Raw genomic sequence first — 12,718 nt, forward strand, 5'->3', positions numbered from 1 at the left:
GTCGTACCGGCACCGAAGCGCAGGAAGGTGGGGATCCGGTGTACATCGACGAGACGGGCGCGGCAGACGGCGAGCTGAAGGTCACCGTCGAGGACGAGGAGTACACCGCCGAGGCGACCTACGACCTCGACGGCGACGGCGTCGACGAGAGCGCCGTGGTCGAGACCGACGACGGCGGCCACCTCGCGTTCAGCGACACGGACGGCGACGGCGACGCGGATTTGATGAGCACGTTCGACGAGGACGGCGAACTGGTCGCGCAGGCCAGGTTCGACGAGCGGACCGGTGAGTGGATCGCCGTGTCGCCGTCCGACGACCACACGCGGCAGACCAACGCCAACAGCGGCAAGACCATCACCGTCGACATCGAGGGCGGGCCGGACCAGAACGTCGGCGTGGCCACCGAGGACACCGACGGCGACGGCCGCGCGGACACCGCGGTCGTGAAGGACGACGAGGGCGACACCTGGCTGTTCACCGACGTCGACGGCGACGGGACGGCCGACATCGCCACCGAGATCACCGCCGAAGGTGAGGTGACGGTGTCCAAGCACACCGGTGCCGACGAGTGGACCGAGGTGGAGCACGGGCGGATCGACAGCACGGGCAAGTACGTGCCCGAAGCGAAGAACGGCCTGGACAGCGACGAGGTCTGGTCCACCGCGCCCGCGGAGGAACGGGTGATGGTCTCGGGCGTCGTGCGCATCGACTCCGTGACCGGCCAGTGGATCAGCCCGAACTGATCCGGTCGAGTCCTGGTCCGGCCACCGGACCAGGACGGTTCGACCCTCCTAGCGGTCGTTCCGCGTGCCGAGGAACGCCCGCCAGGCTCCGCGGCTGAACGAGAAGACCGCCCCGTGCGGGTCCTTGGAGTCGCGGACCTGGACGGTGTCGTCGGCGCACCGCACCTCGACACACGCATCACTGGTCGCGGCGCTGCGGCTGCTCTTGAACCACCCGGTGTCGCGGGTCATCGCCCGACCCGTGCGAGGAAGGCGGCCCACGCGTCGGGTCGGAAGTCGAACGTCGGTCCGTGGGGGTTCTTGGAGTCGCGGACCCGGACGACGTCGTCGGTGAACCGCAGCTCAACGCACCCGTTGCTGCCACCGGAGCTGCGGCTGCTCTTGAACCACCCGGTGTCGCGGGTCATCGCCCGACTCGTGACAGGAATGCAGCCCATGCGTCGGCGCGGAAGCTGAACGCGGGTCCGTCAGGGTTCTTGGAGTCGCGGACCCGAACGACGTCGTCGGCGAACCGAACTTCAACACACGCGTTGCTGCCACCGGAGCTGCGGCTGCTCTTGAACCACCCGGTGTCGTGCGTCATCGACTCTCCTTGATCCGGTCGACCAGCAGCGCGCGGGTCTCCTCGTGGCTCAACGCCAGCTCTTCGAGCCGCCTGAACAAACGCCGCATCGCTTCGATGTCCTCCGGCTGATCGTAGAAGGTCGCGGGCCCGTGCAGAACCGACGCGAAAGTGACCGGGGTGGCGTGCGGGAAGTCCAGCACCACAAGTCCTCCGCCGAGCGCGGGGTTGTCCGCGGTCCCGTTCGCGATGATCCGGATGGCGAGGTTCGGGTGCCGCTCGGCCAGTTGGAGCAGGTGCAGCACCTGCCCGCGCATCACCGACGCCCCACCGATGACGTGGTCCAGCGCATCCTCGGTGAAGACGACGCTGATCTCCTTGGCATCACCGGCTTCCAGCACCCGCCGCTGGTGCTCCTGCCGGAAGGCGATCCGCTCGCTGGTCTCCTCCTCCGAGTCGGCCCAGTGGATCGAGTTGGACAACGCCATGATCGCGCGGACGTAGTCGGGTGACTGGACGAGTCCGGGCACCACGCCGCACTCGTACCAGTTGATCACCCGCGCCGCGGCCTGGAGTTCGCTCAACCGCTGGAACGGCTCGGGCAGGTTGTCCACGTACGCGCGCCGGGGAGCGCGCCGCCGCGCCGCCGCGCCGAGCGCCAGGACGGTTTCCCGCTCCGGCCCGCGCGCACCGTAGAAGTCGAGCAACTTGACCAGCTCGTCCGGACCGAGGCCGCCCTTGCCGTTCTCGACCTGGCTCAGTCGCCCACCGGTGCGGCCGATGGCTTGCGCCGCCTCGCCCTGCGACCGGTTCGCCCTGGTGCGGAGGCGGGTCAGGGCCAAGCCGAGTTGCAGCCGCTCAATAGTCGGCCGGGCGGTGCCCATTGATCACTCCACTCCATCGGGTTATCGCTCAAGGTCTTCATGAAGTCTAAAGTCTGAGACCTAACGCCCCGTATCCGATCACATACAACCAGGTAGGGAGGCCGGCATGGCGAACGAGGTGCCCGAACGGCGCGAGTGGTTGCTCCGCTGCACGACCGCGCGCGGCGACCTGACGATCTGCTCCATCGAGGTGTCCCGCGGCGTGGTGGAGGTGTTCGGGCCGGACGACAACTTCTACCTCGGCCTCGACGGCGACCTGATCGCGGACTTCGCCACCTCGCTCGCCGAAGCCGCCGCCCGTGCGCGAGCGGATCTCGCCCCGATCGACTAGAGCCACGTCACACCGAATCCGGACATTTCCCGCGCAATATCCGCACCCAGCGATGAGAGCGCTCCCACACCGCAACGCAGTCGTCACCTCACCGTGTGGTGGTCGCCGCACGGCGCCACCCTTGCATTCCCCGAACTAAAGCCCACGTCACACGAGGGGTTTGTGATGATCGGGTGCTGAATCGATTCCAGAATCGGTTTTGTGAGGGAGCCGACAGGACAGGTGTGCGTTACCGGCGATTAACCCGGCTAACCTCCGTCTATCCCATGACCCGCACGCCCCGCACGGGGCGGGCGGAGCTATTCCCCGGAGGCGTCCCACCCGGACAACGGCGTCCACCGTGGGCCGGCGCTCAGCTAGGAGACGAGACGAGATGACGGCAGTGACCATTCCCGGTCTCGACCAGGCACCGACCAACCACGCCCGGCTGCTCTCCTGGGTGCGCGAGGTGGCCGAGCTGACCTGTCCGGACGAGGTCGTCTGGGCGGACGGTTCCCAGGACGAGTGGAACCGGCTCACGGCCAAGCTCGTCGACGCCGGCACCTTCGTGCCGCTCCGCAAGAAACCCAACTCGTTCTGGGCGGCCTCGGACCCCTCCGACGTGGCCCGCGTGGAGGAGCGCACCTTCATCTGCTCCGTGGACGAGGCGGACGCCGGCCCCACGAACAACTGGATGGACCCCGGCGAGATGAAGGGGATCATGACCGACCTGTACCGCGGCTCCATGCGCGGTCGGACGATGTACGTGATCCCGTTCTGCATGGGCCCGCTGGACGCCGAGAAGCCGATGCTGGGCGTTGAGATCACCGACTCCGAGTACGTCGTGGTCTCGATGCACATCATGACCCGCATGGGCACGAAGGCACTCGACCGATTCGGCGCGGACGGCGAGTTCGTCAAGGCGCTGCACTCGCTGGGCGCGCCGCTGGAGCCGGGTCAGGCCGACGTTCCGTGGCCCTGCAACGAAACCAAGTACATCACCCAGTTCCCCGAAGAGCGGACCATCTGGTCTTACGGCTCGGGATACGGCGGCAACGCCCTGCTGGGCAAGAAGTGCTACTCGCTGCGCATCGCCTCGGTGATGGCGCGTGACGAGGGCTGGCTCGCCGAGCACATGCTCATCCTCAAGCTCACCTCGCCGGAGAACAAGAAATACTACATCGCGGCGGCGTTCCCGAGCGCCTGCGGCAAGACCAACCTCGCCATGCTGGAGCCGACCATCCCCGGCTGGAAGGTCGAGACGCTCGGCGACGACATCGCGTGGATGCGCTTCGGCGAGGACGGCCGCCTGTACGCGGTGAACCCGGAGAACGGCTTCTTCGGCGTCGCGCCCGGCACGGACTACCACACCAACCCGAACGCCATGCGCACCATCGAGAAGGGCAACTCCCTCTTCACGAACGTCGCGCTCACCGACGACGGCGACGTGTGGTGGGAGGGCATGGGCGAGCCGCCCGCGCACCTCACCTCGTGGAAGAAGCAGGACTGGACGCCGGACAGCGAGGAGCTGTCCTCGCACCCGAACTCCCGCTACTGCACCCCGATCGCCCAGTGCGACATCAAGGCGCCCGAGTGGGAGGACCCGAAGGGCGTGCCGATCTCGGCGATCTTCTTCGGCGGTCGCCGCGCCACCACGATCCCGCTGATCACCCAGTCCCGCGACTGGCAGCACGGCGTGTTCATGGGCGCGACGCTGTCCAGCGAGACGACCGCCGCCGCCGTCGGCCAGGTCGGCGTGGTGCGTCGCGACCCGATGGCGATGCTGCCGTTCATCGGCTACCACGCCGGTGACTACTTCCAGCACTGGATCGACACCGGCAAGTCCGCCGACGCCGACAAGCTGCCGAAGGTGTTCTACGTCAACTGGTTCCGCCGCGGTGAGGACAAGCGCTTCCTGTGGCCCGGGTTCGGCGAGAACTCGCGCGTGCTGAAGTGGGCCATCGAGCGCATCGAGGGCAAGGCCGCCGCGGTGGAGACGCCGATCGGCCACGTCCCGACCGCCGACGAGCTGGACCTGTCCGGCCTCGACGCGTCGCACGAGGACGTGGCCGCCGCGCTGGCGTTCGACGCCGACGAGTGGCGTGCCGAGATCCCGATGATCGAGGAGTGGTTCGCCAAGATCGGCGACAAGGTGCCGACCTCGCTGCGGGACGAGCTGGAGGCCCTGAAGCAGCGCCTGGGCTGACCCCCTGAGCCGAGGGACCCGGTGGACGGCGTCGTCCGCCGGGTCCCTTTTCCATCACCCGGCGTGAACACGATCGGGGAGGGCAGGTACCAAGGAGGGGTGACCCAGCAGGACGACTTCCTCGGGGGACTGCACTTCGACGGCCACCGCGAGGTGCGCGTCGGACCGCAGACCGGGATCGTGCGCTACTACCCGGTCGGACCCGCCGACCCGCCCGCCCGGCCGTCGCCGTGGTGGCACGCGCTCGGCGTCGTCGTCGGGCTCCTCGGCACGGCCGCCGCGGTGTTCGCGGGTGGTTGGGGCGTCGAGCGGTTGGCCGACGCCCGGCCGCTGGGCCTGGTGGTGCTGGGACTGGCGGGACTGCTGGTGGCCGCGCTCACCCTGGGACGGCTGTCCCCAGCCGCACCGCTGGCCGGTGGACTGCTCGTGCTGACCGCCGCGGTGGTGCGTGAAGTGGGGTCGTTGCCGCTCTTGCCGGTGCTCAGGCCGGTGTTCGACAGCGGCGTGCCGGTCGGGCTGGGCGTCGCGCTGGTCGTGCTCGCCCTCCGGCGGCGCTAGTTGTCCACAGGTTGTGGATGAAGCTGTGCACAGGCTGTGGACTTGACGTGGTACCCGTGCGAACCACACGGGGTGTGCTCACGCCGGCAGGTTCCGCGTGCCCAGACCCCACAGCCGGCCGGTGAACGGCCGCGTCGCCTCGGCGTAGCAGACGACCGTCGTGTACCCCTCGGACCACGCCTGGCTGCCGAACGACCGCCACGAGGCGAACACGTCGGACCGCTCCGCGCCCACGTACCCGGCGACGGCCGTGGCGCAGTGCGTCGCCGCCTTCTCGTTCACCTGTTCGCGGGACGGCGTCGGGTCGGTCGGCTCGCCCACGTCCAGGACGCCGGGCACGGCCTCCGCGACGTGCGGCCCGTCGCACGCGCTGATCTTCGGGTCGGCGTCCTTGGCGGGCGAGCCCTGCGCGCACAACTGGACCTGGGCGAACCCGGCGGCCTTGAGCAGGTCCCGGACCTGGCCGGTGCGCTGCCGCCGCTGCCCGTCCGGCGCCACCTCGACCACCGCGCACAGCCGCCACCGGTCGCCCCTGGCCCACCCGTCGCGGCTCGGCCACCGCGCCTGCGCCTGGAGGCGGGTGGCGTCGTGGTCGGTGCTGCCGACGTACCCGGCGACCGCCGCGCGGCACGCGGGCAGCGCCTGGCGGCGCAGGTCGCGCTCGCCCGGGTAGTCCGCGCCCAGGCCGGTGAACTCCTCGACCGCCACCACCTCGGCCTCGTGCGGCCGGGCGCAGTCCACGACGGCGAGCGCGGCGTCCGCGCACTGACCGGCCCGCGGCAGCTCGCGCGGGCTCGGCGTGAGCGACGGCCGCACCACGGCGCCGTCCGGAGAGCCGGGGACCTGCGCCGTGCAGCCGGAGGCGAGCGACAGCGCGAGCAACCCGACCACCGCCCAGCGCCGCACGGACGTCAGACTACTGCGACCAGTGCCACCACCTGATCAGCGATCCGCCGCCGGTCCTCCTCGAACACCCGGTCGGTCAGGTCGGTGGGCCCGGCGGGCAGCCCGAGCACGGGTGTGTGCAGGTGGCCGCCGAGCACGCGGTCCGCGCCGAGGCCCAGCCGGAGCCGGTTCGCGCGGTACATCGACTCGTTCGACAGGTAGTTGCCGCCGCTGCCGGCCGCCGCCGCGGCACCGGGCGTCGGCTCGTCCGTGCGGCAGCTCGGCGTGCCCTCGCCGGGTGGCGTGCCCAACGGCCACTCGCAGAACTCCCGGTTGAACAACACGGGGTACGGGCCGCCCACGTCCACCATGCGTTGCGCGGGCAGCGTGGTCTCGATGAACTCCAACGCCGGCTGCGGCCAACCCGGCGCGGCGGGCACCGGACCACGCACGCCGATGCCGTTGTTGTCCGGCGAACCACCCCGCCAGCGACCGGCCCACCGCTCCACGTCGAACCGGCCCGGCCTGCCCTGGCTGACCGTGACGACGGCGGACGACCGCGCGGCGAGCGCGGTGCCGTAGAAGCGCTCCACGACGCCCTGGTCGAACGCGCCCCACAACACGGGCAGCACGGCGGCTTCCACCACGACGCGGCCACGTGGCGTGTCCAGCACCTGCCCGTCCAGCAGCAACGCCGCCGCGCCCGACGGGTTGGACCGCCGCACGGCCGTGCCGTCGAGCTGGAACGGGTCGAACCCGGTCACCGCGACGCGTCGCACGCCGTCGGCGAACCGGATGTCGTCCAGGCCGCGCGCGGCGTGGTCGAGCCGGCGCAGCAGGTGCGCGCGTTCGACGTCGGTCAGCCCGGTGCGTGGACGCCACTGGCGGAGCGCCTTGGTCGCCTGGAGCCGTGCCCAGTACAGCGGGCGGTCGTCGGCGGAGCGGCGCTCGACGGCCGTCCGCCACAGCTCCTGCCCGGCCCGCGTGACGACGTCCGCGCGCCCGCGCTCGGTGCGGCACAGCCGTTCGGTGAAGCGCTCGACCACGCCGGCCAGGCCGCCCAGCCGCACCAGCTCGGGCCCGACCGCGGGCCGACCGGGTGCGAGCACGTCGTCCAGCCGCTGCTCCTCGACGGTGAGCGGTGCGGTCACGTCGAAGCACGGCGCGGGTTGGGCGGCGGCGAGACCCGGCAGGCCCGCCAGCCCCGCGGCCAGGGGGATCACGCAGAGCAGCCGTTCGAGCACGCGTGGAGTCACGCGGTCGATGATCGGGCACGGCCACGTGGCCGGGCAGCCGCCGTCCGGCTCGCGTCGTTCACAACGCGGGATCGTTGAACGATCCGGCGATTCCCGGGGCGCGTCCTAGACTCGTCCCCATGACGAGCGGGGACGACTGGCTCCAGGCCCTGGCGCGGGAACGCGGCGACATCGACCGGTCCAGCACCGCCGAGCGGGTCGCCGACAAGCTCCGCGCCACCGTCCTCGACGGCGTCGTGAAACCCGGCAGCCAGCTCAACGAGAAGGCGCTCGGCGAGGTGCTGCGGGTGTCCCGCAACACGCTGCGCGAGGCGTTCCGCCTGCTCACCCACGAACGCCTGCTGGTGCACGAGTACAGCCGCGGCGTGTTCGTCCGGAAGCCCGACTGGCGCGACATCGTGGACCTGTACGCCGCGCGTCGCGTCGTGGAAGGCGGTGCGGTGCGGTGCTGGCCGGCCGCCGGCGAGAAGGCCCGTGCCGCTGTTCGGGAGGCCGTGGCACTCGGCCGGGCCGGTGCCGCGCAGGGCGACTGGCTCGTCGTGGGCACCGCGAACGTCAAGTTCCACCAGGCCCTGACCGGTCTCGCGGGCAGCAGCAGGCTGGACGAGGAGGCCCGGCGGCTGCTCGCCGAGGTGCGCCTGGCGTTCCACGTGATGGGCGACCCGGAGCGGTTCCACAAGGACTACCTGCCGCTCAACGTCGAGATCCTGGGGCACCTGGAGCGCGACGCGGTGCGGGACGCCGAAGAGAGCCTGGCCGACTACTTCGACCGGGCGGAGAAGCACCTGGTGGCCGGCCTGCGCGAGCAGTGAGACGGTCACGATTCGACTACTTGCCGTGGTATTCACCCACCGGAACAAGTGACGGCACTCCCCCGGCGGGCCTAGCATCCTGCGACACCCAGTCACCAGAGCCGCACGGAGGGCTCACATGCCGTCTGCTCGAGATTCCGGCCTCCGCTGGAGCAACTGGAACCTGCTGCTGATCATCCCGCTGTTCATGCTCGTCACGCCGTGGTTCAACTTCGACGGGCCGAGACTGCTCGGGCTGCCGTTCTTCTACTGGTACCAGTTCGCCTGGGTGCCGGTCGGCGTGCTCTGCGTCGGCCTCGTCTACGTCAAGACCCGCGACGAGCCGGTCGTGCGGGACAAACCCGACCTGCTCGGCGTGGACGACCTGGACGAGGGGGTGAAGTAGGTGCAGTGGACCGAGTTGGTCGTGTTCAGCGCGTTGTTCCTGCTGGTCACGGTGCTGGGTTTCGTCGCGGCGCGGTGGCGGGCGGGTGACACGCTCGATCACCTGGACGAGTGGGGCCTGGGCGGTCGCAAGTTCGGCTCGTGGATCACCTGGTTCCTCGTCGGCGGTGACCTCTACACGGCGTACACGTTCGTCGCGGTGCCGGCGCTCGTGTTCGGTGCGGGGGCCACGGGGTTCTTCGCCCTGCCGTACACGGTGTTGCTGTACCCGATCGTCTTCTTGCCGTTGGTGCGCATGTGGTCCGTGTCGCGCGTGCACGGGTACGTCACGCCGGCGGACTTCGTGCGCGGGCGGTACGGCTCGCACTGGTTGGCGTTGTTGATCGCGCTCACCGGCATCGTCGCGACCATGCCGTACATCGCGCTGCAACTCGTGGGGTTGGAAGCGGTGCTGCGGACCATGGGGCTCAACGGTTCCGGCCTGCTCGGGCACGCGCCGTTGTTCATCGCGTTCGTGATCCTGGCGCTCTACACGTACCAGTCGGGCCTGCGTGCGCCCGCGCTCATCGCGTTCGTCAAGGACACGTTGATCTACATCGTGATCCTGGTGGCTGTCGTGTACCTGCCGAACAAGTTCGGCGGTTGGGGCGCCGTGTTCGACACGGCGCAGGCCAAGTACGACGCCACGCCCGCCAAGGGCGACGGCATCCTGTTGAACGGCAACAACCAGCTCCAGTACGCGACGCTCGCGTTGGGCTCGGCGCTGGCGTTGTTCCTGTACCCGCACTCGTTGACGGGCATTCTCGCGTCGCGCGGGCGCAACGTGATCAAGCGCAACATGGTCGCGCTGCCGGCCTACTCGCTGCTGCTGGGGCTGCTCGCGATGATCGGCTTCGTGGCCATCAGCGCCGGCGTCACGCCGCTCACCAACCAGGCCACCGGGCGGCCGGACACCAACACCATCATCCCGGTGCTGTTCGGCAACGAGTTCCCGGCGTGGTTCGCGGGCATCGCGTTCGCGGCCATCGGCATCGGGGCGCTGGTGCCCGCGGCGATCATGTCGATCGCGGCGGCGAACCTGTGGACCCGCAACATCTACAAGGAGTACCTGAAGAAGGACGCGACGCCGAAGCAGGAGGCCAAGCAGGCCAAGGTGGCGTCGTTGGTGGTGAAGTTCGGCGCGGTGGCGTTCATCGTGTTCATCGACCCCCAGTTCTCGATCGACTTGCAGCTGATCGGCGGCGTGATGATCCTCCAGACGCTGCCCGCGGTCGCGATCGCCTTGTACACCAGGTGGTTCCACGTGTACGGGCTGGTCGCCGGGTGGGTCGTCGGCATGGGGTGGGGGTTGTGGCTGCTGTACGACCTGCCGAGCGCGGACGGCAAGCGGCCCCACTTCGGCGGGTCGGCGTTGGTGCTGGACAAGCTGTCCCTGCTCGGCTGGCACCCGTTCGCGGGCTCGGCGGTGCAGGTGTACGTGGGGATCGTCGCCGTGGTGGCGAACCTCGTGGTGGCCGTGGTCGTGACGCTGGTGGCCCGGCAGCTCCGGGTGTTCAACGGCACGGACGAAACCACGGGCGAGGACTACCACGTCGACGAGCACAGTCCCCGGGCCAAGCCGGTCGCCACGCACTGATCCGCGGCCCCCGGCCGCTCCAACGGCCGGCCGGGGGCCGGATCGGCTAAGCCGGTTGCCGTACCAGCGCAGCGGCCCCGACAAGCCCCGCCCGACCACCGAGCAGGGCGGGCTCGACCCGCAGGTCGTCCAAGTAGGACAGTCCACAATGGTCGGCCAAGGTCCGTCGAACGGGCTCGAACAAGAGATCCCCGGCCTGCGCGACCCCGCCGCCCACGACGGCCAGGTCGAGATCACAGACCGCAGCCGTGGCCGCGATGGCCAGCCCCACCGCCCGGCCGGCCCGTTCGAACGCGACCCGGGGCAACTCCTCCCCGGCCAACGCCGCCGCGGCGAGATCCGCCGCATCGGCGTGGTCGGGCCCCTGCCACCCCCGCCGCCGGGCCCAGGCCACCAGCCGAGGGCCACCGGCAACGGTCTCCGCACAGCCGCGTCCGCCGCAGGCACACGGCTCGCCGTCCGGCTCGACGACGACGTGCCCGACGTGCCCGGCGTTCCCGGTGCGCCCGCCGAACGGCCGGCCGTCCAGCACCAGCCCGCCCCCGACCCCGGTGGACACCACGAGCCCCACCATGAACCGACTACCCCGGCCCGCTCCCAGCCAGTGCTCGCCCAGCGCCATGCACGCCGCGTCCCCGGCCACCTCCACCGGCACCCCGGGCACCAACCCGCGGATTCGTTCGCGGAGCGGGAAGTCGCGCCAGGCGGGGAGGTTGATCGGGCCGGCCGTGCCCGAGACGGAGTCGACCGGGCCGGCACAGGCCACCCCCACCCCGGCCACCACCTCGACCGGCTCGCCGTCGAGCACCTGCCCCACCACGTCGACCACGGCCTGCCACACGTGCTCGGCGTCATCGCCGGTCGGCGTGGCCACTCGCGCATCCCGCACCACCGAGCCGTCCCGGCCGACCAGCCCAGCAGCGATCTTGGTACCGCCAACATCCAGCGCCAGCACCAGGTCCGTCACGCCAGCCAGCCTAGGTCACCACGGCACCACCCCGACCCGACAATCTCGCAGCCCAGCCCAGCCCAGCCCAGCCCCTGCACCAGCCCTGGACCTGGAGCGGCGGGGTCGACTCGGGTCGAGACCCCGGAGGTCGCCCCGGCTGTGAAGCGGGTCGTGGGAGGGCGGGGCCGTCGCAGCGCTCCGGGCAACGGCCCCGTCACCTCCTCGCGCCTCGGCGGCCCTCGCTGTGCGGGTGGTGGGAGCCGGCCGCGGGGAATGCGGTGGGTCAGTTGTGACCGGGGAGCAGTCCTCGCAGGGAAACGGCGTAGGTGCCGAGGGGGCCGCAGTCGGTCACCCACGGGCAGCGTTCGTCCACCACGGCCAGCTTGGAATCGTGGCTGATATTCGGGGAAAGGGCGAACGCGACGCCCGGCCGGGGTGCGGGGAGCGTGATCTGCTCACCGGTTTCCCGGTCGTGGATCAGGGCGCGGGTTTGGGCGAACGTGTCCGGGTTGCGGTCCGACCAGGTGTGGCCCACCAGACGGCCGGTGGGGTTGGCGGACGACACGCCTACGTACCAGGTCGTGCTGTCCTCCTCCCACGTTCGCAGCACTGCCGGCACGGCGCCGGGGGTGGTGGAGACCTTTTTCAGCTCGAATCGGTATTGTCCTGACTGCACCACGTAGAAGACCCATGCCCCATCGGGGCTCAGGGTGAAGGTCGAGCCGTTTTCCGGCAACGCGGTCAATGTGCCCGTGGTGGCGTCCAGCACCGTCAGTGAAGTGGGGGCTCCGCGCTTCTCCCGGTACCGGAACAGCATCGTGTTGCCGTCGTCGGACACGGCCGGGCCGTGGGAGCGCCAGCACGTGTCCACCCAGTTGTAGTCACATGCGATGAGCGTGCTCGTCTCGCCGGTGACCAGGTCGTGGCGCTTGATCTGGTTGTCGCTGCCCACGTCGTCCAGACCGGCCCAGGTCAGCCACCGGCCGTCGGCCGACAGGTCGACCACCTCGTACACCCACCGCTCCGGCATGGTCGCGATCCGCCGCACACCGGATTCCAGGTCGTGGTGGAACAACGCGCCGCGATCCGCCGGGTCCAGGCCGCTGTCGCCGGTGGAGTAGGCGAACGCCGTGCCGTCCCACCCGATCGCGGAGTACCGCCAGTCGGCACGCAGGGGGCTGCCGTCCTCCTTCCGGCTCACCAGGATGATTTCGCCGGTCCGCACGTCCTTGCGCACCAGTAAATACCCCAGTTCGCGGTCGGTGCGGTACTGCTCGGGCACCATGTTGCTGTTGGAGTGCACCGCGAACAACGCGTACCGGCTGTTGCCGGACAACTCGATGAACTTCTCCCCACCGGCCGACTCGGGATTGCCGGTGGCGTCGGTGTCGAGTCTCGTGAAACGTGCCGGCGAAACCGCTTCGGATTCTTGGGGCGAGGCGGTGGCTGGTTGTGCGGCGAACCCCGCGGTGGCGATACCGGTGATGGCTGCGATCAACAGGGCGGTTGTTTTCCTCGGGTTACCCATAGCCG

General features: G+C 70.3%; 15 protein-coding genes. 7 read left to right on the forward strand and 8 right to left on the reverse strand.

Translation table 11 applies throughout. The features are described 5' to 3' along the window. Positions 1 to 38 precede the first annotated feature (38 nt). Positions 39 to 743, forward strand: coding sequence for a DUF6802 family protein (locus tag KZQ38_RS00120; RefSeq protein WP_219437125.1), 705 nt, complete (start codon positions 39 to 41; stop codon positions 741 to 743). 48 nt (positions 744 to 791) lie between these two features. Here the strand turns inward: KZQ38_RS00120 and KZQ38_RS00125 are convergent, their stop codons facing one another. The 4 genes from KZQ38_RS00125 to KZQ38_RS00140 are packed head-to-tail and all read right to left on the reverse strand — an operon-like array spanning position 792 to position 2,189. Next, positions 792 to 974: a DUF397 domain-containing protein gene (locus KZQ38_RS00125; protein WP_219437127.1), complete on the reverse strand. Its 183-nt coding sequence runs from the start codon at positions 972 to 974 to the stop codon at positions 792 to 794. After that, a complete protein-coding gene (locus tag KZQ38_RS00130) occupies positions 971 to 1,150 on the reverse strand; it encodes a DUF397 domain-containing protein (protein WP_219437129.1) in 180 nt (59 codons plus the stop codon). Before KZQ38_RS00130 ends, KZQ38_RS00125 begins: the two co-directional genes overlap by 4 nt. After that, positions 1,147 to 1,326, reverse strand: a complete 180-nt coding sequence (locus KZQ38_RS00135) for a DUF397 domain-containing protein (RefSeq protein WP_219437131.1) — start codon at positions 1,324 to 1,326, stop codon at positions 1,147 to 1,149. The genes KZQ38_RS00130 and KZQ38_RS00135 overlap by 4 nt, the downstream gene beginning before the upstream one ends. Further along, positions 1,323 to 2,189, reverse strand: a complete 867-nt coding sequence (locus KZQ38_RS00140; protein ID WP_219437133.1) for a helix-turn-helix domain-containing protein — start codon at positions 2,187 to 2,189, stop codon at positions 1,323 to 1,325. Before KZQ38_RS00140 ends, KZQ38_RS00135 begins: the two co-directional genes overlap by 4 nt. 106 nt (positions 2,190 to 2,295) lie before the next feature. Between KZQ38_RS00140 and KZQ38_RS00145 the strand changes: the two genes are divergently transcribed. The 3 genes from KZQ38_RS00145 (at position 2,296) to KZQ38_RS00155 (ending at position 5,263) form a co-directional block, all read left to right on the forward strand. Then, the gene (locus KZQ38_RS00145; protein WP_219437135.1) at positions 2,296 to 2,520 is read left to right on the forward strand and encodes a hypothetical protein; all 225 of its coding nucleotides are present in this window, start codon (positions 2,296 to 2,298) and stop codon (positions 2,518 to 2,520) included. A 373-nt stretch (positions 2,521 to 2,893) separates the two neighbouring features. Beyond that, positions 2,894 to 4,705, forward strand: a complete 1,812-nt coding sequence (locus tag KZQ38_RS00150; RefSeq protein ID WP_219437137.1) for a phosphoenolpyruvate carboxykinase (GTP) — start codon at positions 2,894 to 2,896, stop codon at positions 4,703 to 4,705. A 99-nt stretch (positions 4,706 to 4,804) separates the two neighbouring features. Beyond that, entirely contained in the window at positions 4,805 to 5,263 is a 459-nt protein-coding gene (locus tag KZQ38_RS00155; RefSeq protein ID WP_219437139.1) for a hypothetical protein, read from the forward strand. 78 nt (positions 5,264 to 5,341) lie between these two features. Here the strand turns inward: KZQ38_RS00155 and KZQ38_RS00160 are convergent, their stop codons facing one another. Together KZQ38_RS00160 and KZQ38_RS00165 are read right to left on the reverse strand one after the other, a co-directional pair. Beyond that, complete coding sequence (locus KZQ38_RS00160; protein ID WP_308258171.1) at positions 5,342 to 6,169, reverse strand: septum formation family protein; 828 nt, start codon at positions 6,167 to 6,169, stop codon at positions 5,342 to 5,344. 5 nt (positions 6,170 to 6,174) lie between these two features. Next, complete coding sequence (locus KZQ38_RS00165; RefSeq protein ID WP_308258172.1) at positions 6,175 to 7,404, reverse strand: PA0049 C-terminal domain-containing protein; 1,230 nt, start codon at positions 7,402 to 7,404, stop codon at positions 6,175 to 6,177. Positions 7,405 to 7,523: 119 nt separating this feature from the next. Between KZQ38_RS00165 and KZQ38_RS00170 the strand changes: the two genes are divergently transcribed. The 3 genes from KZQ38_RS00170 (at position 7,524) to mctP (ending at position 10,236) form a co-directional block, all read left to right on the forward strand. Continuing rightward, the gene (locus KZQ38_RS00170) at positions 7,524 to 8,216 is read left to right on the forward strand and encodes a GntR family transcriptional regulator (RefSeq protein ID WP_219437141.1); all 693 of its coding nucleotides are present in this window, start codon (positions 7,524 to 7,526) and stop codon (positions 8,214 to 8,216) included. Positions 8,217 to 8,334: 118 nt separating this feature from the next. Further along, positions 8,335 to 8,601, forward strand: a complete 267-nt coding sequence (locus tag KZQ38_RS00175; RefSeq protein ID WP_219437143.1) for a DUF3311 domain-containing protein — start codon at positions 8,335 to 8,337, stop codon at positions 8,599 to 8,601. Then, the gene (gene mctP, locus KZQ38_RS00180) at positions 8,602 to 10,236 is read left to right on the forward strand and encodes a monocarboxylate uptake permease MctP (RefSeq protein ID WP_219437145.1); all 1,635 of its coding nucleotides are present in this window, start codon (positions 8,602 to 8,604) and stop codon (positions 10,234 to 10,236) included. Between the two features lie 46 nt (positions 10,237 to 10,282). On the opposite strand, the gene KZQ38_RS00185 is transcribed toward mctP, so the two are convergent. Together KZQ38_RS00185 and KZQ38_RS00190 are read right to left on the reverse strand one after the other, a co-directional pair. Further along, positions 10,283 to 11,203, reverse strand: a complete 921-nt coding sequence (locus KZQ38_RS00185) for an ROK family protein (protein ID WP_219437147.1) — start codon at positions 11,201 to 11,203, stop codon at positions 10,283 to 10,285. A gap of 265 nt (positions 11,204 to 11,468) precedes the next feature. Then, positions 11,469 to 12,683 (reverse strand): TolB family protein, encoded by a 1,215-nt coding sequence (locus KZQ38_RS00190; RefSeq protein WP_219437149.1) that lies wholly within the window; start codon positions 12,681 to 12,683, stop codon positions 11,469 to 11,471. Positions 12,684 to 12,718: the final 35 nt, after the last annotated feature.

The sequence above is a fragment of the Saccharothrix obliqua genome, assembly GCF_019375475.1.
GTDB lineage: Bacteria > Actinomycetota > Actinomycetes > Mycobacteriales > Pseudonocardiaceae > Actinosynnema > Actinosynnema obliqua.

What these genes read in the sequence shown, in the direction of transcription:
- KZQ38_RS00125 (WP_219437127.1), bottom strand. Translation starts at nt 974, where the DNA reads ATGACCCGCGACACCGGGTGGTTCAAGAGCAGCCGCAGCGCCGCGACC.
- KZQ38_RS00130 (WP_219437129.1), bottom strand. Translation starts at nt 1,150, where the DNA reads ATGACCCGCGACACCGGGTGGTTCAAGAGCAGCCGCAGCTCCGGTGGC.
- KZQ38_RS00135 (WP_219437131.1), bottom strand. Translation starts at nt 1,326, where the DNA reads ATGACGCACGACACCGGGTGGTTCAAGAGCAGCCGCAGCTCCGGTGGC.
- KZQ38_RS00140 (WP_219437133.1), bottom strand. Translation starts at nt 2,189, where the DNA reads ATGGGCACCGCCCGGCCGACTATTGAGCGGCTGCAACTCGGCTTGGCC.
- KZQ38_RS00145 (WP_219437135.1), top strand. Translation starts at nt 2,296, where the DNA reads ATGGCGAACGAGGTGCCCGAACGGCGCGAGTGGTTGCTCCGCTGCACG.
- KZQ38_RS00150 (WP_219437137.1), top strand. Translation starts at nt 2,894, where the DNA reads ATGACGGCAGTGACCATTCCCGGTCTCGACCAGGCACCGACCAACCAC.
- KZQ38_RS00170 (WP_219437141.1), top strand. Translation starts at nt 7,524, where the DNA reads ATGACGAGCGGGGACGACTGGCTCCAGGCCCTGGCGCGGGAACGCGGC.
- KZQ38_RS00175 (WP_219437143.1), top strand. Translation starts at nt 8,335, where the DNA reads ATGCCGTCTGCTCGAGATTCCGGCCTCCGCTGGAGCAACTGGAACCTG.